Source organism: Winogradskyella rapida (assembly GCF_042675845.1).
GTDB classification, from domain to species: Bacteria; Bacteroidota; Bacteroidia; order Flavobacteriales; family Flavobacteriaceae; genus Winogradskyella; species Winogradskyella rapida.
Map to the genome: position 1 here is coordinate 1,298,636 of NZ_JBHTKM010000063.1, position 18,877 is coordinate 1,317,512.

Consider the following 18,877-nt stretch of genomic DNA (forward strand, 5'->3'; position numbering starts at 1 on the left):
CGACTATTTATGTGTGGAATCGTTGGATACATTGGGCATCAAGAGGCCTATCCTATTATAATTAAAGGTCTACAAAGACTCGAATACCGTGGTTACGATAGTGCAGGTATTGCATTATATGACGGCAATAACATAAAACTCTCTAAGACGAAAGGAAAAGTTTCTGATCTTAAAACTAAAATTGAGAACGAAATTGCTACCGATGGAACTTTAGGAATTGGGCATACCCGTTGGGCAACCCATGGTGTTCCTAATGATGTCAATTCACATCCTCATTATTCTAACTCTGGCGATCTCGTAATTATCCATAACGGGATTATAGAAAATTACGATGCCTTAAAGAAGGAGTTAATTAAACGTGGGTACACTTTTCAGTCGGATACCGACACTGAAGTTTTAGTCAACCTTATTGAAGACGTTAAGAAAAGTGAAAACCTTAAACTTGGAAAAGCAGTACAAATTGCACTTAACCAAGTTGTCGGTGCTTACGCTATTGCCGTGTTTGATAAAAATAAACCGAATGAAATTGTCGTTGCCAAATTAGGAAGTCCTTTAGCGATTGGTATTGGTGATGATGAATTTTTTATTGCTAGTGATGCTTCTCCATTTATAGAGTACACTAAAAATGCCGTTTACCTTGAAGATGAAGAAATGGCAATTATTAGACGAGGTCGAAAAATTAAAGTTCGCAAAATTGAAAGCGATACCATTATCGATCCTTACGTTCAAGAACTACAACTTAACTTAGAGCAAATTGAAAAAGGGGGTTACGACCATTTTATGCTTAAGGAAATATACGAACAACCAAGTGCTATTTTAGACACCTTTAGAGGGCGACTTCTAAGTAATGAAGCCATTATAAAAATGGTGGGTGTTGAAGATAATATGAAGAAATTCTTAGCTGCTGACCGTATTATTATTGTCGCTTGCGGAACATCTTGGCACGCCGGATTAGTTGCTGAATATATTTTTGAAGATTTAGCACGAATCCCTGTTGAAGTGGAATACGCTTCAGAATTTAGATATAGAAACCCTGTTATTACTGAAAAAGATGTGGTCATTGCCATTTCACAATCGGGAGAAACAGCAGATACCTTAGCAGCTATAAAACTAGCCAAGTCTAAAGGCGCTTTTGTATTTGGGGTTTGTAATGTGGTAGGTTCTACTATTGCTAGAGAAACGCATGCCGGAGCTTATACCCACGCCGGACCAGAAATTGGTGTAGCGTCAACTAAAGCATTCACTACGCAAATTACGGTACTAACCTTAATGGCTTTACGTTTAGCTAGAGCTAAAGGAACCATGTCAAGTTCAGAATTTAGACACCACCTCATTGAATTAGAAACGATTCCTAACAAAGTAGAAGAAGCTTTAAAATCTGACGCCTACGTTAAAACCGTGTCTGACATTTATAAAGATTCAAAAAACTTCTTATACCTCGGTAGAGGGTTTAATTTCCCGGTAGCTTTAGAAGGTGCCTTAAAATTAAAAGAGATTTCATATATCCACGCTGAAGGTTATCCAGCTGCAGAAATGAAGCACGGACCAATTGCTTTAATTGATGAACAAATGCCTGTAGTGGTTATCGCGACTAAAAAAGGACACTACGAAAAAGTGGTGAGTAACATTCAAGAAATTAAATCTAGAAAAGGTAAAATTATCGGTATTGTTACTAAAGGAGACACTAGCGTTAAAGAATTGGCCGATCATGTTATTGAGGTTCCAGAAACCTTAGAATGTTTATCGCCATTATTAACCACCATACCTTTACAGTTGTTATCCTACCATATTGCGGTAATGCTTAATAAAAATGTAGATCAACCACGTAATTTAGCCAAATCGGTAACCGTGGAATAAACACCCCTTACATTTTTATAAAATAATATCAAGACCTAAACTTTGAGACCTCTCTTTGTTTAGGTCTTTTTTTTTACTCAAATTCCAGCATTTATTTCTTCTCACATCGGGCGTCCCGCAAGGCTATATTGAGGCTCACAGATTTTAACATCATAACTTTTACAAATTATTTCCTTTTGCAATATATTCATTATTTGACGGATATTTTATTAATATAATGTTATGCGCGCATAATTTATAAGAATTTATTTACAAATTATCATATTTTTAACTAAATTGCTATTGTAATTAAATAATTAAATCTCTAACATGAAGACAATCTTACAGCTTTTTACTTTGCTTTTTTGTGTGGCCTCCTTTGCGCAAACCACCATTAAAGGTAAAATCTCAGACCATACAGGATTACCGTTACCTGGAGCAAATATTGTAATCGTTGGCACAAGTACCGGTACTGTATCAGATTTTGATGGTTATTACACCTTAACCACAAGTCAATCGCCACCATTTCAAGTTCGTATTACCTATACCGGATTTGAAAATCAGATCATTGACATTACTGAAAATAACATGACCCTCAATGTTACGCTAGAAGAGGGTAATGAATTGGATGAAGTAGTGATCTCAGCCTCAAGAACTCCAGAGCGTATTTTTGAATCTCCAGTGACCGTAGAACGCTTTGGACTTAAAGAAATTAAAAATACAGCCTCTGCCGATTTTTATGGCGGCTTGGAAACCTTAAAAGGGGTCGATGTAAACACGAGTAGTTTAACCTTTAAATCTGTAAACACTAGAGGATTTGCGACGACAGCGAATACCCGATTTATGCAATTGGTAGATGGTATGGACAACTCTACTCCCGCATTAAACTTCCCTATAGGAAACTTAGTCGGACTAATAGAAACAGATGTTCATAGTGTTGAATTATTACCTGGAGCATCATCGGCACTCTATGGAGCCAATGCCTTTAATGGAATTTTATTTATGCGAAGTAAAAATCCTTTCGATCACCAAGGCATCAGTGCTTTTGTAAAAAAAGGAATTACCACCCAAGAAGCAGCTGGAGATAATGAATATACCGACCTCGGAATTAGAATGGCCTACAAATTCAGTGATAAATTTGCGGCTAAAGTCAACTTCGGATACTTAAATGGTACGGATTGGGCAGCAACGAGCGAAGTAGACAGTGATATGCCCGGTGGTACTAGAGCCACTAACCTTAATTACAACGGAATTAATGTCTATGGTGATGAAGTGTCGGCTAATATTAATGACTTAGCAGGAGGCACTGGGATTGTTCCTGATGTTTTTGTGAGTAGAACAGGATACAACGAACGTTTTTTAACAGAGCACAAAGCCCAGAGTATTAAAGCGGACTGGGGCTTATACTTACGTCCAATTACAGATAGTAATTTTGAAATTCAATACGTTGGAAAAGTAGGTACCGGAACCACCATTTACCAAGGTACCAACCGCTATAACATTGATGGATTTTTTCAGCAACAGCACAAACTAGAAGTAAAAAACGACAATTATTTTTTAAGAGGATATGTCGTTGCCGATAAAGCCGGAGATTCTTACGATATGGTATTTACCGGAATCAATATTAACCGTGCATGGAAAAGTGATGCCGATTGGTTTGGAGACTACATCAACACTTACGTGGCCGCAACTTTAGGTGGTGGCGCAACAGACGCAGAAGCTCATGCTGCTGCAAGAGCCGCCGCAGAAACCGGCCGATACGAACCAGGAAGCCCAGAATTTCAAAATGCCTTTAATCAAATTATTAAAAATCCAGATTTAGCTTCAGGTTCACAGTTTAGAGATGCTTCTAAATACTACCACGCTGACGGTAATTATAATTTTAGTCACCTTACGGATATCGCAGAAATCCAAGTGGGTGGATCGTTCAGACAGTATAAATTAAATTCTTTCGGTTCTATTTATACCGATTACGATGGCACTATTGATTACAGTGAATTCGGAATTTATACTCAAGTGCAAAAAGAATTGGAACTCAACGGAGATATGAATTTAAAAATCACCGCTTCTGCGCGTTATGATAAATCAGAGTTCTTTGACGGGTTTGTATCCCCAAGATTATCTTTAGGACTTACCTTAAACGAGAACCATAACATTAGAGCCTCAGCACAAACAGGCTTTAGAAATCCAACCACACAAGATTTATTTATAGGTTTAGATGCGGGTAGAGCGATCTTAGTTGGGTCCGCTCCAGACAATCTAGATCGTTATTCACGCGATTTCACCGCGAGTAACGGTACGATGTATACCCAAACAGGAGCCGCAGCTTATAACAACTCTTACTCAGCATCATCTGTTCAAGAATTTGGAGAAACCGGAGATGCATCCGTTTTAAGAGTGGCTAATCCGGATTTGGTATCACCGGAAAAAGTGAGCTCTTTTGAAATTGGTTATCGTGGAAAATTTGACCACTTAACCATAGATTTCAGTACCTATTACAACAAATACCAAGATTTTATTTCTTCCGAAGTAGTTATTGCGCCGCTTTATGGCTCAGTAAATGATAACTCAGGGGTTGCAGCCATTGCCAATAGCGATTTCACCACTTACAGTACATATACAAATTCTCAAGTTGATGTAAATTCATACGGCGCCTCTTTAGGTTTGTCTACAAAAGTGTTTCAAGATTTTGATTTAGGCGGAAGTTACACTTTTACCAAACAAGATTTTGACCAAGCAGCAAATCCGAATTTCGAAACGAATTTTAACACCCCAGAGCATAAATTTAAAGCGCATTTTGGAAATACAGAATTGTTTAAAAACTTCGGTTTTAATATTGCTTATAAATTTAGTGATGATTATTTCTGGGAAGCCACCTTCGGAGATGGTATTGTACCAGAATTCCACACTGTCGATGCGCAAATCAACTACAAAATCCCAAGTTTAAAATCTACCATTAAAATTGGTGGCACAAACATTGGCGGTCAAGAATATTTCACAGTCTTTGGCTCAGGTTACATTGGCTCAATGTACTATGCATCTTGGACCATTAATAACTTATAAAATACATAGCATGAAAAATATTAGATACATATTACTATCAGCTATTTTCATTGGGTTTACAGCCTGTAATAGCGAAGAAGATTTTGAAGATCTTTTAGACAACCCTACCACACCTGTAGAATTACCAGCACTCACACCGGGCAGCGTAGATTTCTCTACGTATATTGCGGTAGGCGCTTCCTTTACTGGCGGATTTACAGACAATGCTCTATTTATCGCCGGACAGCAAAATTCGTTTCCAAATCTACTATCGGAAAAATTCGCTTTAGTGGGCGGAGGCAGTTTTACCCAACCCTTAATGAATGATAATATTGGCGGATTTGTTTTAGGCTCTACCGTTATATTATCGCCAAGATTATATTTTGATGGAAGTGGCCCTGCAGAACTACCGGCCACCCCAACCACAGAAATTACAGATGTTTTATCGGGTCCATTTAATAATTACGGTATTACTGGAGCTAAAAGCTTTCACCTTGGGATTCCGGGTTATGGAACATTAAATCCTTATTTCGGGAGAATGGCCTCAACACCAACAGCAACGATTATTGGTGATGCAGCAGCCCAAAACCCAACTTTTTTCACCTTATCAGAAATTGGAGGTAATGATGTCCTCGCCTATGCACTTTCAGGAGGAACAGGTGAAGACCAAACCGGAAATTTAGATGCTGCAAGTTATGCTAATAATGATCTTACAGATCCCAATGTTTTTGCAGCGTCATTTAGTGCTAGCGTTGATGCCTTAACGGCTAATGGCGCTAAAGGGGTGGTGGCCAACCTACCGTACATTACGTCTTTAGCTCATTTTACAACCGTACCACATAATCCTTTAGACCCTAGCAATCCTGCCTTTGGTCCGCAAATACCGCTTTTGAATTCAATCTTTGGAGCGCTAAACCCTATTTTTAATGCGGTAGATCCTGATCGCGCCATTGTATTTTCAGAAACCGAAGCTAGTGCGGTGGTGATAAAAGATGAAAACTTAACCGACATTTCTTCTATTATTATTGAAACCTTAAACGCCAGTCCGACATTCCCGGCCTTTATCGCGCAATTTGGTTTACCGCCACAAGCCGCTCCTTTAGTTGCAAATCTTTTGGGCAACACTTATGGACAAACAAGACAAGCTACTGAAGCCGATTTATTAGTCTTACCAAGTAGTTCTGTAATTGGTACCGTTAATGAAGACTATGCTGCTGCTTTAGAACTGCAAGGCTTGTCTGCAACCTTAGCAGCTCAGTTTGCTGCTGAAGGCATCACCTTACCTTTAGAAGATAAGTGGGTATTGATACCAAGTGAACAAAGCGCTATTAAGACTGTAACGGATGCTTATAATGTTACTATTGCCAGTGTCGCCTCTGATAACGGTTTAGCTTTTGTAGATTTTAATGCCATTTTAGCTGAAGCTTCTACAACGGGTTACCCTTCTGGCGATTTTATTTTAACAACGGATTTGGTAACGGGCGGATTAGTTAGTTTAGATGGTGTGCATTTAACCTCACGCGGCTACGCTGTGATGGCTAATGAAATGTTAAAAGCGATCGATATTACCTATGGTTCAAACTTTGAGGCTTCAGGCAATTTGATTGTCCCTGGGAATTATCCAACAAATTTTCCACCGTCATTACAGTAAAAACCATAGAAATACGACAAAAAAAAGCTTGGTAGTTTTAGGTGATTTCAAGCCGTAAAAAAGCCATAAATTTTGATGTGGTATTTAAATTAAAACACATATCTTTGCAGCGCGAAAAACTAAGGTCCTTCCGAAAGATGAAGTCGAAGGTTTTTCAGATTTAAATTATTGCAAAACAAAAACATAAGAGTAATGTCAAAAGTTACAGGTAAAGTTGCACAAATCGTAGGTCCAGTTATCGATGTAGAATTCGCTACTGATTCAGAGCTTCCAAAGATTTATGATTCGTTAGAAATTAATAACCCAGATGGTTCTAAATTAGTACTAGAAGTACAATCTCATATTGGAGAAGATACGGTACGTACAATTGCTATGGACTCTTCAGATGGTTTAAGTCGAGGAACTGAAGTTATCGCAACAGGTTCTCCGATACAAATGCCAATTGGCGAAGATGTTTACGGTCGTCTTTTTAATGTTATTGGTGATGCTATTGATGGACTAGGTGATTTACCTAAATCAGGAGATGCTGGTTTACCGATTCACAGACAAGCTCCTAAATTCGAAGATTTATCAACCTCTACTGAAGTTTTATTTACAGGGATTAAAGTTATCGATTTAATTGAGCCTTACGCAAAAGGAGGTAAAATTGGATTATTTGGTGGTGCCGGTGTAGGTAAAACAGTATTAATTCAGGAGTTGATTAACAATATTGCAAAAGGTCACGGTGGACTTTCTGTATTTGCAGGTGTAGGTGAAAGAACACGTGAAGGAAACGATTTACTTCGTGAAATGTTAGAGTCTGGTATTATTAAATACGGTGATGACTTTATGCATTCTATGGAAGAAGGTGGATGGGATCTTCAGAAAGTGGACAAATCACTTATGAAAGACTCTAAAGCAACTTTCGTATTCGGACAAATGAACGAACCACCTGGAGCACGTGCACGTGTTGCCTTATCTGGTTTAACTATTGCTGAATATTTCCGTGATGGTGCAGGTGAAGGACAAGGAAAAGACGTTTTATTCTTCGTTGATAACATCTTCCGTTTTACACAAGCCGGTTCTGAGGTATCAGCCTTATTAGGACGTATGCCTTCTGCAGTAGGTTACCAACCAACCTTAGCAACAGAAATGGGTGCGATGCAAGAGCGTATTACTTCAACAAAAAGAGGTTCTATTACTTCGGTTCAAGCGGTATACGTACCTGCGGATGATTTAACGGATCCAGCGCCAGCAACAACCTTTGCGCACTTAGATGCAACAACTGTACTTTCTAGAAAAATTGCTGAGTTAGGTATTTACCCTGCGGTAGATCCTTTAGATTCTACTTCAAGAATCTTAACAGCTGATATTTTAGGTGCAGATCACTATAACTGTGCACAACGTGTAAAAGAGTTATTACAACGTTATAAAGAATTACAAGATATTATTGCTATTCTTGGTATGGAAGAATTATCTGAAGAAGATAAAATGGCTGTAGGTAGAGCAAGACGTGTACAACGTTTCTTATCACAACCTTTCCACGTAGCAGAGCAATTTACAGGTCTTAAAGGTGTTTTAGTAGACATTAAAGAAACAATTAAAGGTTTCAACATGATTATGGATGGTGAATTAGATCACTTACCAGAAGCAGCGTTTAACCTTAAAGGTTCTATTGAAGAAGCTATCGAAGCAGGAGAAAAAATGCTTGCTGAAGCGTAATTAGTTAATAGTTTATAATTGTTGGCTGCTCGTTTTTCCAACAACCAATAACTAATAACAAACAACTTAAAAGAGTATGTATTTAGAAATTGTATCACCTGAAAACACATTATTTAGTGGAGAAGTTACTTCGGTAGCCGTTCCTGGTGTTAATGGCGAGTTTGAAATGTTAACCAATCACGCACCTATTGTATCTATACTTACAAAAGGAAATGTAAAAGTGATGGGTAGCAATATTCAATTAGAAAAAGAAGTAGAAACTAAATTTACAAAGTCTGATAAAGGCGTTTGGTTAGCTATCAATTCTGGTACACTAGAAATGAAAGATAATAAACTTATCATTTTAGCAGATTAGTACATCAATTCTATCATATAAAAAAGGGCGAAATTAATATTTCGCCCTTTTTTTGTGGATAGCTATAAGCTTTATAAAGTCCCTAAAATCTTATCCATCACCCAAGCGGTATGTACCCCACTTTTTCCTGTAGACGGGTGCTGTCCTTTTCCCATAAGATGCGTATACATGTTTTTGACGTGATTATACTGTATAGGATTAGGATGCGCTATTGAAAACGTCTTTTTATAAGTTGCAGTACTATAAGTTATGGGCGCTTCACTAAACACTGAAAAACACAATTCGCCTTCGCTTCCTACAATACGGACTTCATCTTCGCGCTTATAAGCTCCAAAATTCCATGTGGCCGCTCCTATAACTCCAGATTGATGTAACCAAGAGGCTGCAACTGCATCTTTAGCACTATAGTGGTTTTGTTGATTAAGACTCACCCCATTGGCTTCTGTAATATCACCTAATAAATAGGCAAACAAATCTAAGCCATGGCTCGCTAAATCATCAAAATAACCCGCCGGTGCTATATTGGCATCCGTTCGCCAATTATAAGTCCCGGACACATCAAGCGGGCTTGGGGTTCGTGATAAATTCCAATGCACATAGCGTAGTTCACCAATAGCATCAGATTCTAACATCGCTTTTAAGACATTAAATCGTGGTAAGGACCTCCGGTAATACACCACAAATAAGGGTAAGTTTTTCGACTCGAAGGCAGTATAGATTTCCAAACATGCTTTATAACTTGGGGCCATCGGTTTCTCTATACAGCAAATTTTTCCGACTTCAGCCACCTTTAACGCATAGAAATGATGTGTATCTGGAGGTGTGGCAATATATACAGCATCCACATCCTTGTCGTTAATAAGAGCATCGGCATCATCATAATAGCGTTCTACCTTGTGACGTTTGGCATAATCTTTAGCCAAGGCCAAAGTTCTTCGCATTACCGCCACCAATTCAAAACCTTCAACACGTTGGTAGGCTGGTCCGCTTTTAACTTCCGTAACATCACCACAACCAATAATTCCCCATTTGATATGTTCTGCCATATTTTAAAGTCGCTTTATGGCTTCAAGCTCAACTTTCAGCTCTTGAAACATAGTCATAATACTACTTAATTTCAGTTCTTTTTCATCATATTCTTGCGTATTAATACAGCAGGTGAACTCCCAAATTTCAAGAATATTTTCGCGCGCAATTAAATAAGGTTCATAAGCTCTATTATCAGAACTCAATAACAAATTAGTAACATCATTTTCCGGAATATAAACCCGTTTATACACCAAGCCATCATCTTTTGTTAGAATAATATAGGTACGTCCACTTTTAACATCAGCTATATTATCTAAAAATTTAGCCACAATAAAAGCACCATCTTTAACCGGCAACATGGAATCGCCTTTAATAGGAAATGCCCGATGCGTTCCGGTAGGCAAAAAAGGCAATTTAATTTTTTGAAGCTGCTCTATATATTCCGGATCATCATAACCTGAAAGGTAACCTGCCGAGGCCTTAGCCGGAATAATTTCAATGAGATCCTCATTGTCTTCATTAACGGTAACTGGAAACAATACGCGCTTATTTCCAACTTCAATAAAAGAGGTATTTGTCGCTTTACGTAAATCGTTTTTTACCAGAATATCAATAGGAATATTAAAGTAGGTAGACAAATCTATTAAGCGGTCTATTGGCGGCTCAGAACGGCCTTCTTCATAAGACCCCACCATAGAACGACTCCAATTTAATTCGTCCGCAAGACGCTCTTGAGACATCTTCTTTAAAGACCGTAAATGCTTTATATTAACCTGAATTGGTTTCATCTCATATTAGTTTTAACATTATTTACTACAAATGTAAGCAATAAAAACTACACATAGTAGCTAATTTTACAAACCAATTAAGAACTATGTATTTAAATTGCCACACCTATTACAGTCTTCGCTACGGCACTATTAAGCCAGAACAGCTCTTAGCTATAGCTTCTGAAAACGGAGTTCAAACCTTAGCTTTAACAGATATCAACAGCACATCGGCATGTTTAGATGTGATGCGTTTATCTAAAAAGTACAAGATAAAACCTGTTCTTGGTGTTGATTTTAGAAATGGTGTGCAACAGCAATTTATCCTTATTGCGAAAAATAATAATGGTTTTTTTAATATTAATACTTACCTCTCAAAATTTCTCCATGAGCCTAGCTTAAAAATTCCATCACGGCCAGATGAGAATTTACAAGACTGTTTTGTGGTCTATCCGTACAGAGATGATCTAACGTTTACCCTAAAAGCTAACGAGTTTTTAGGCATAACCCCACAAGATCTTAACCGGTTAAAGTTTTCAAAATGGAAACAACTCAAACATAAATTAGTGGTCTTAAAAACGGTATCCTTTCAGAATAAAAAAGGTTTTAATACCCACCGTTTGCTCCGTGCTATAGACAATAATACTTTATTAAGTAAACTTCCTAAATCTGAAGAAGGCCTTGAGAGTCATCAAATGCTTCCGTATCACGATTTATGTGCCACTTATGCTGAGTACCCAAAACTTATATCTAATACCGAACAACTTTTAGATGCCTGTTCCTTAAACTTTAATTTTGGTGCTGAAGCGCCTAAAAACCAAAAGTGTTTAACTGAAAATGAAAGCTCTGACTACCGCTTATTAAAACAATTAGCCTATGATGGTATTGCTTATCGTTACGGAACAGAAGCCACACAAAAGGTCTATGATCGTATTGAAAAAGAACTTGCCATCATTAAACAAAAAGGCTTTGTTTCCTATTTTCTTATCAATTGGAAAATTTTAGAATACGCCCGCAGTAAGGACTATTACTATGTAGGTCGTGGTAGTGGTGCCAATAGCATTATTGCTTATTTATTACGCATTACTGATGTAGACCCTATTGAATTAGACTTATATTTTGAACGGTTTATCAATCTATTCCGTCAAAATCCACCCGATTTTGATCTCGATTTTTCATGGAAAGACCGAGACGATATAACCAACTACATCTTTAAAACCTTTAAGCATACCGCCCTTATTGCCGTATATAACACCTTTAAATTTAAAGCCTCTATACGCGAATTGGGGAAAGTTTTTGGCTTACCAAAGTCTGAAATGGATAAACTTACCCGTGGGAAATTTAACCTCAGCACACTCGACCAATTATCGCAACTTGTAATTAAATACAGCACTTATATTGAAGGGTTTCCCAACTACTTAGGCATCCACGCAGGTGGGGTCTTAATTTCAGAAGCGCCTATTCACAGTTATTGCGCGACATTTATGCCTCCTAAAGGCTTTGCTACCACACAATTTGATATGGTGGCTGCGGAAGACATCGGGCTTTATAAATTTGATATCCTAAGCCAACGTGGATTAGGAAAAATTAAAGAAGCCGTAGAAATTATTGACGCCAATTACAAGGATCAGCCCGCAATTGATATTCACGATATTAGACGTTTTAAAAAAGACGAACGCATTAAAGACCTGCTTCGTAATGCTAAAGCTATTGGTTGTTTTTATGTAGAATCGCCTGCCATGCGTATGCTCTTAAAAAAATTACAGGTAGATAACTATCTAGGCTTAGTAGCCGCAAGTTCTATTATTAGACCTGGTGTGGCCAAAAGTGGAATGATGCGCGAATATATTCTGCGTTACCGTTATCCTGAAAAACGTAAAGAGGCACATCCGGTTTTACAAAAAATAATGCCAGAGACCTACGGTATTATGGTTTACCAAGAAGATGTGATTAAAGTGGCGCACCTTTTTGGAGGTTTAGATTTGGGCGAATCGGATATGCTGCGTCGTGGTATGTCTGGAAAATTTAGATCGCGAAATGAGTTCTTAAAAGTGAAACAAAAATTCTTCGATAATTGTATAAACGACGGTAAACCGGAAGCTTTAGTGGCTGATATTTGGCGACAAATAGAAAGTTTTGCAGGCTATGCCTTTGCCAAAGGCCACTCCGCATCATATGCTGTAGAAAGCTACCAAAGTCTATTTTTAAAAGCCTATTACCCTTTGGAGTACATGACAGCAACCCTTAATAATTTTGGTGGGTTTTACAGTACTGAATTTTATGTTCATGAAGCAAAAATGCACGGCGGTAATATTGAAGCACCCTGTATAAATCAATCTTTTGCGCAAGCCATCATCAAAGAAAAGACCATTTATTTAGGCTTTATGTTTTTACAGGCTTTAGCATCAAAAACAATCACTCAAATTCTTACTGAACGTCAAAACCAAGGAGACTTTAAGTCGCTTGATGATTTTATAGAGCGGGTACCGATCTCTATAGAACAGATTTCAATTTTAATTAAAATTAACGCCTTTCGTTTTACAAAAGTTAATAAGCGCGAATTACTTTGGGAAGCCCATTTAAAAATAAGTAAAACCGCCTTAAAAGAAGATGTTATTAATTTATTTAAAACCGAACGCGTGCATTATAACACACCCCAATTGCCGAGTACAACCTTAGAAAATGCTTTCGATGAAATTGAATTATTAGAGTTTCCGCTCTGTAATCCGTTTCACTTGTTAGAATCACAATCCATTAGCAATTTACGAGCAAAGCACCTTCAAAAGTTAGAAACTAAACTTATAATTATTGAAGGCTATCTCGTAACGACTAAAACCACCAAAACAACCCAGGGTAAACTGATGTATTTCGGAACCTTCCTAGATCGTGATGGTCATTTTTTAGATACGGTACACTTCCCTCCTACGGTTGCAAAATATCCGTTTAGAGGACGAGGTATTTATGCCATTACAGGAAAAATTATAAGTGAATTTGATTGTATAACTATTGAAGTTTCAAAATTAGAACGCTTAGCGATTATTGAAGATCCGCGTTATGCAGTAAAATCTTTGAATCCTACGTTTCAGAATAAACGCAATTTTACCGATTTGAGAAGGGCTATCAGTTAAAAAACAACATGACGTCACTTCGAGTGAATTTGTGAAACTATTAGAAATCAAAATATTTTTTGATTGAAGATACCGAAGCGCAGCTTTAGCAAATTTATAGCGAGAAGCTATCATTAATCATAAGGTTCTCGATACAACCATTTTTTCCGCTTTAGCGACTAAAATGGCCACTCGAACTGACGTTAGTTACTAATTGTTAGTTGGATTTTACACCCCTAATGAGCTTCGCTCGGTATCTTCAACAAAAGCATTCGCTTTTTATTTCGATAATCCTCGAGGGAACAGTCTCACTGTTGCGAATAAAAAAATCTAAAAGATTTTTTTATTAATTGTCCCCTTGAGGGGACTTTAGGGAGTGTTTTTAAATCTCACAGGAAAGGAAACCCAAATTAAAAAATGAACAAAAACCGCAGCATCGTACATATGGATTTAGACACGTTTTTTGTATCTTGCGAAAGACACATGGACAGTAGTCTTAATGGCAAACCTATACTTATTGGTGGCACAAGCGACAGAGGTGTTGTGGCCTCTTGCAGTTACGAAGCTAGAACTTTTGGTATCCATTCCGCTATGCCCATGCGTATGGCCAAGCAACTGTGTCCAGAAGCCATTGTACTACGAGGAAACTCAGGAATCTACACCAAATTTTCTAATGAGGTCACCGAGGTTATTAAAGAAAGTGTCCCGCTTTATGAAAAATCCTCTATAGACGAGTTTTATATCGACTTAACCGGAATGGATAAGTTTTTTGGTTGCCATAAATTAGCCTCAGAACTACGCCAAAAAATTATAAAAGAAACCGGACTTCCCATTTCCTTTGGCTTATCCCTTAACAAAACCGTATCTAAAATAGCCACAGGAGAGGCCAAACCTAATAACGAAATTAGAATTCTATCGGGTAACGAAAAGCCTTTTTTAGCGCCACTATCGGTAAAAAAAATCCCTATGGTAGGCAATGTGACTTATAAAGCTTTGTGCGATTTGGGAGTAAAACGTATTAAAACCATCCAAGAGATGCCTATGGAGCTTATGCATAAAGTACTCGGTAAAAATGGCCTTGGGATTTGGAAAAAAGCCAACGGAATAGACAATGCGCCTGTAATACAATACCATGAACGTAAATCCATATCTACAGAGCGTACTTTTGGTCAAGACACTACAGATGTGGTAAAACTTAAAGGTATGGTGGTTGCCATGACCGAAAATTTAGCCTATCAATTACGACGAGGTAATAAACTTACCGCTTGTGTAACCTTTAAAATTAGATATTCCGATTTTCAGACTTACACCCAGCAACAACGCATTCCTTATAGCGCCATGGACCATATGCTTATTCCTGTGGTTTTAGAGTTATTTAAAAAATTATACAATCGGCGACTTTTGGTAAGACTCATTGGCGTTCGGTTTAGCCATTTGGTAGAGGGCGGCCATCAAATTAATTTATTTGAAGACAATGAAATGCACCTCAACCTCTGTAAAGCCATGGATAAAATGCGCGAACGCTATGGAGATAGAGCCGTAATGAGTGCTGCAGGTATGGATGCTAAAAGTATTAGCCGTTGGAATCCTTTTAATGGAGAACCTCCACCTTTACTTGCAAATAGACGACGATAGTACATGAAAGACTGGTTCGGTTTTTATAAAATCTTAGAACCTTATAAATTATCTGATTTTTCACACCCCTAAAGTCCCCTCAAGGGGACAATATCACGGTTGCGAATAAGAAGCGAATACTTTTGTTGAGGAGGTTAAAAATAATAGCCGTTGGAATCCTTTTAATGGAGAACCTCCACCTTTACTCGCAAATAGACGACGATAGAACATGAAAAGACTAGTTAGATTTTTGAAAAAATATTAGAACCTTATAAATTATCTCATTTTTTACACAACTAAAGTCCCCTCAAGGGGACAATCTTACGGTTGCGAAGACCCTTATTTATATATCTTCTACGTACTCTAAAATAGCACCAGGCTGACAGTCTAAGGCTTTACAAATCGCTTCTAAAGTTGAAAATCGCATAGCCTTTGCTTTTCCAGTTTTTAAAATGGACAAATTAGCCGTAGTGATCCCTACAATTTCAGCAAGTTCATAACTTTTCATACCACGCTCGGCAAGAATACGATCTAAGTTCACTCTTATAGCCATAATTACACCGTTAAATCGTTTTCTTCCTTAGCGACTTTCGCTATCTTAAAGACTTCACTTAATACCATAAAAAATAAACCTAAACAGAGTAACATAAGGTACGGACTTAACCCTAAATAGATTTTAAAAGTCCCTTTAAAAACCAATTCCACTATAACAACTAATAATGACGTCAGTATACCAACTCCTGTAAGTAAATAACCGATCTTATAGAAGTTAGCAATAACATCACTATGAAAAGGTTTCACCCTCTGAAAATAGCGCAACGTTTTTCTAAATAGATACAGGCAATAAATACTAACAAAAGCTAAAGCAATGAATAGCAAAGCAAACAACTGCCCTACCATTGAAAATGGCGCCACTACAGACTTCTCCGTATTTAAGATCAATTCTAAAGTTTCGGGCTCAATAAACATATAAACCGTAAAAAAAGCCAACAGTGCAATTGCCGGAATACAAGTCACAATCCAAACAAAATCAATTAAACTTTTTAGAATCACTAGTTTTCTCATGCTAAAAAAATTATCGTTTTACGATAACAAATATATAAAAATTATCGATAAACAATATTTTTTGACTATAATCATTTTGAAGCATGCATAAATATTGTAAGTTATTTCTTTATACTATATTTGAATTATGACATCGCATACCATCATTTCGGAACGCCCTAGACCTATTTGGCAAATCCCCATTGCAGCCCTGTTTTTTTACCATAGCTTTCGGAATTATAGGGTATAAATTTTATCTTTGGATTACCACAAATCAATCTTTAGGCATACGATTCATAGATTTTGAAGGTCTCATTTATTTTTCTGGTATTGGCGCAGGTTTTTGCTCTAGAAAACGGATCCATATTGATATTGCTAATTCTCGGTTTAAACCAACTATAGAAATTGGCCCTATAAAATTGGGATCGTGGCAAACCATTAAAAATTATAACTATGTCTCCGTTTTTCATCAACCTACAACCAATGGGACTTATGTTTTTGAGGTAAACCTATGGTATGATAACAACAAACATTTTGAGCTCTATGAAGAGCAGGACTATCAAGATGCTTTTATTATAGGTTATGAACTTTCAGAAACCTTAAATATTGATTTGTTAGACGCTACGGTTCCTAATGATTATAAATGGATTGATAAAGCAGAATGGAAAGCCAAAATGGCGCAGGCCCAAACCGCCTAACGCTAAGATATAAACTCTTAAAATTCATAAACCTCAGCCCGCTTTTCTTACCTTTACCCTATGCACGATACCTTTGTTACCATCGCTAAATATCAATATTCCACAGAAGCCGAAATTATTAAAGGCCGTTTAGAATCGGAAGGCATAAGCGTCTTCTTAAAAGATAATATCACTATAGATACCGATCCTTTGGTGAGTCAGGCTATAGGCGGTATTAAATTAAATGTTTTAGCTAAAGACGAAGCACAAGCTGTAGAAATCTTACAAGCCATCCAATCCTATTCCATGGATAATGACGGCCAGCCTCTAAAATGTCCTAACTGCGGAAACAACCATATTAGACTTTATTCTACCATCAATAATGTTAAAGCTTTAGTCTCATTTCTTATCAGTTTTCTCACGGGAACGATTCCTTTTAGTACGCGATATCAATACCAATGTGAAGACTGTAAAACAAACTTTCCTATTAAAGCTTAAGCACCCTATTATACGCCTGCTTCAGGTTTTTTATAACCGTTTCTAAGGCTTCTTCGTTTAAATGTCCAAAACCAAACCGAATGGCGCAGGTGGTTTTATCTTGATACAAAATGGTTTTCGGTAAAAACACATCGCACTTTTCAGCTTCTTCTGCCAGTTTCACTAAAGATATAGTCTCCTTAAATTGTAGCCAAATAGCTAAGCCTCCTGAAGGCATATTCCAAGTGAGAATGCCTTCAAAATAAAAATTTAAGTAGCGGCACAAGCTATCGCGACGTTCTTTATAAGTGACAATATTCTTTTTTTTAAGGCGGTATATTTCACCTTCAGAAATCAACTCCGACAACATTTGTTCTTGTATTAAATCGCCTTGTTTATCTAAAAGTTGTAAATAGTTTTTTGCTTCGGAAATAAAATTTTCCGGCGCCACCACAAACCCCGTATGAAAACTTGGAAATAGAGACTGCCCTAACTTCCCTAAATAAATAACCATACCATGCGTATTGGCACTCGCCATTGGCAACATGGCCGACCCATCAAACTGAAAATCGTAATCGTAATCATCTTCAATAATAGCAAACCCAAAAGTCTTCGCTAGAGCCAACAATTCTAAACGACGCTTAGCACTCAAGGTTACCGTAGTGGGATAATCTCTATTGGCACAAACATACACACAGCGCACGCTATGTTTTACAAAATGCTTACGAATATAATCCACATCTAAACCTTCCTCATCTACCGGAATCGTTCGGATGGTCGCCCCGGCTTGCTGAAAAATCATGTTAGACGCATAGTTACTCAGCTGCCCAACAAGCACAAGATCCTCTTGTTTTATCAGCAACTGAGAAACCATATACAGACTCATCTCGGTACTGCGTGTATTAATTAAATTCTTCGCATCGATATGAAAACCACGCGTCGCATTTAAATAATTACAGAGTTGGGTTCTAAAGACAGAAGCTTTTGAGGCCTGGGTGGTATTCCATTTTTGAATAAGCGGTTTCCGTTTCATAGCCGCACTATACCACCTAGAAAATTGATGCACCGGATGCAAGCGCAAATCGGGCTGCCCATCATTCAGAATATATTTTACAGTCGTTTCTTGTGCTGTTGATGCCAAATGAAATGACTTTTGAAAGGGAAATCCTGCCACCTTAGGATAAGTATAAGCATGGTCTATAGGCTGTGTAGCGGCCTTAATTTTAGACATAGAAGCTTCAGGGACCACCACAAAGGTTCCTTTATTAGCCAAAATATCAACCCAACCTTGGGAGGCCAATTCGTCGTAAATGGCTACCGCCGTATTTCTATGAACATTTAACAGCGTACTAAGCACCCGTGTTCCGGGCAATTTACTACCTTTATCTAAATACCCGCGTTGTATAGCATTGATAATTTGCTGTGCCACTTGCACATAGACAGGTTGCACCAAGGTTTTATCGAAGGTAACAAGTTGTTTTATGATTTCACTAACCGGACTATTCATTGTTTTAATACTGGACTATTTTAATCGTCCGGAAAGTTACGACTTTTGCAGCGTTCAACAGCCTTATCTA

14 protein-coding genes are annotated in these 18,877 nt (G+C 37.6%); 9 read left to right on the top strand and 5 right to left on the bottom strand.

The features are described 5' to 3' along the window. Positions 1-9 precede the first annotated feature (9 nt). The 5 genes from glmS to ACFQ13_RS12950 all read left to right on the top strand — a co-directional run bounded on the left by glmS (position 10) and on the right by ACFQ13_RS12950 (position 8,585). The gene (gene glmS, locus ACFQ13_RS12930; RefSeq protein ID WP_386117993.1) at positions 10-1,857 is read left to right on the top strand and encodes a glutamine--fructose-6-phosphate transaminase (isomerizing); all 1,848 of its coding nucleotides are present in this window, start codon (positions 10-12) and stop codon (positions 1,855-1,857) included. A 309-nt stretch (positions 1,858-2,166) separates the two neighbouring features. Continuing rightward, a complete protein-coding gene (locus ACFQ13_RS12935) occupies positions 2,167-4,899 on the top strand; it encodes a TonB-dependent receptor (protein ID WP_386117994.1) in 2,733 nt (910 codons plus the stop codon). 10 nt (positions 4,900-4,909) lie between these two features. Beyond that, the gene (locus tag ACFQ13_RS12940) at positions 4,910-6,529 is read left to right on the top strand and encodes an SGNH/GDSL hydrolase family protein (protein WP_386117996.1); all 1,620 of its coding nucleotides are present in this window, start codon (positions 4,910-4,912) and stop codon (positions 6,527-6,529) included. A 192-nt stretch (positions 6,530-6,721) separates the two neighbouring features. Next, entirely contained in the window at positions 6,722-8,230 is a 1,509-nt protein-coding gene (gene atpD, locus ACFQ13_RS12945) for a F0F1 ATP synthase subunit beta (protein ID WP_386117998.1), read from the top strand. A 76-nt stretch (positions 8,231-8,306) separates the two neighbouring features. Beyond that, on the top strand, positions 8,307-8,585 hold the full coding sequence (locus ACFQ13_RS12950) for a F0F1 ATP synthase subunit epsilon (RefSeq protein WP_114307917.1): 279 nt from the start codon (positions 8,307-8,309) through the stop codon (positions 8,583-8,585). 71 nt (positions 8,586-8,656) lie between these two features. Here ACFQ13_RS12950 and ACFQ13_RS12955 read toward each other — a convergent pair whose 3' ends face one another. Together ACFQ13_RS12955 and ACFQ13_RS12960 are read right to left on the bottom strand one after the other, a co-directional pair. Next, positions 8,657-9,631, bottom strand: a complete 975-nt coding sequence (locus tag ACFQ13_RS12955) for a Gfo/Idh/MocA family protein (RefSeq protein WP_386118000.1) — start codon at positions 9,629-9,631, stop codon at positions 8,657-8,659. A 3-nt stretch (positions 9,632-9,634) separates the two neighbouring features. Further along, the gene (locus ACFQ13_RS12960) at positions 9,635-10,402 is read right to left on the bottom strand and encodes an XRE family transcriptional regulator (RefSeq protein ID WP_114307919.1); all 768 of its coding nucleotides are present in this window, start codon (positions 10,400-10,402) and stop codon (positions 9,635-9,637) included. 86 nt (positions 10,403-10,488) lie between these two features. Between ACFQ13_RS12960 and ACFQ13_RS12965 the strand changes: the two genes are divergently transcribed. Both ACFQ13_RS12965 and dinB read left to right on the top strand, forming a co-directional pair. Then, positions 10,489-13,509, top strand: a complete 3,021-nt coding sequence (locus tag ACFQ13_RS12965; protein ID WP_386118002.1) for a DNA polymerase III subunit alpha — start codon at positions 10,489-10,491, stop codon at positions 13,507-13,509. 396 nt (positions 13,510-13,905) lie between these two features. Beyond that, positions 13,906-15,123, top strand: coding sequence for a DNA polymerase IV (dinB, locus tag ACFQ13_RS12970; protein ID WP_386118004.1), 1,218 nt, complete (start codon positions 13,906-13,908; stop codon positions 15,121-15,123). 322 nt (positions 15,124-15,445) lie between these two features. Here dinB and ACFQ13_RS12975 read toward each other — a convergent pair whose 3' ends face one another. Together ACFQ13_RS12975 and ACFQ13_RS12980 are read right to left on the bottom strand one after the other, a co-directional pair. Further along, positions 15,446-15,655, bottom strand: a complete 210-nt coding sequence (locus tag ACFQ13_RS12975) for a helix-turn-helix domain-containing protein (RefSeq protein ID WP_386118006.1) — start codon at positions 15,653-15,655, stop codon at positions 15,446-15,448. A 2-nt stretch (positions 15,656-15,657) separates the two neighbouring features. After that, positions 15,658-16,167, bottom strand: a complete 510-nt coding sequence (locus ACFQ13_RS12980) for a DUF2975 domain-containing protein (RefSeq protein WP_386118008.1) — start codon at positions 16,165-16,167, stop codon at positions 15,658-15,660. A gap of 182 nt (positions 16,168-16,349) precedes the next feature. On the opposite strand from ACFQ13_RS12980, the gene ACFQ13_RS12985 reads away from it, so the two are divergent. Together ACFQ13_RS12985 and ACFQ13_RS12990 are read left to right on the top strand one after the other, a co-directional pair. Further along, complete coding sequence (locus ACFQ13_RS12985; protein ID WP_386118009.1) at positions 16,350-16,844, top strand: hypothetical protein; 495 nt, start codon at positions 16,350-16,352, stop codon at positions 16,842-16,844. A gap of 60 nt (positions 16,845-16,904) precedes the next feature. Further along, on the top strand, positions 16,905-17,321 hold the full coding sequence (locus ACFQ13_RS12990) for a putative signal transducing protein (RefSeq protein ID WP_386118011.1): 417 nt from the start codon (positions 16,905-16,907) through the stop codon (positions 17,319-17,321). Here the strand turns inward: ACFQ13_RS12990 and ACFQ13_RS12995 are convergent. Beyond that, complete coding sequence (locus tag ACFQ13_RS12995; protein ID WP_386118013.1) at positions 17,311-18,807, bottom strand: aminotransferase-like domain-containing protein; 1,497 nt, start codon at positions 18,805-18,807, stop codon at positions 17,311-17,313. The genes ACFQ13_RS12990 and ACFQ13_RS12995 overlap by 11 nt on opposite strands. Positions 18,808-18,877 lie beyond the last annotated feature (70 nt).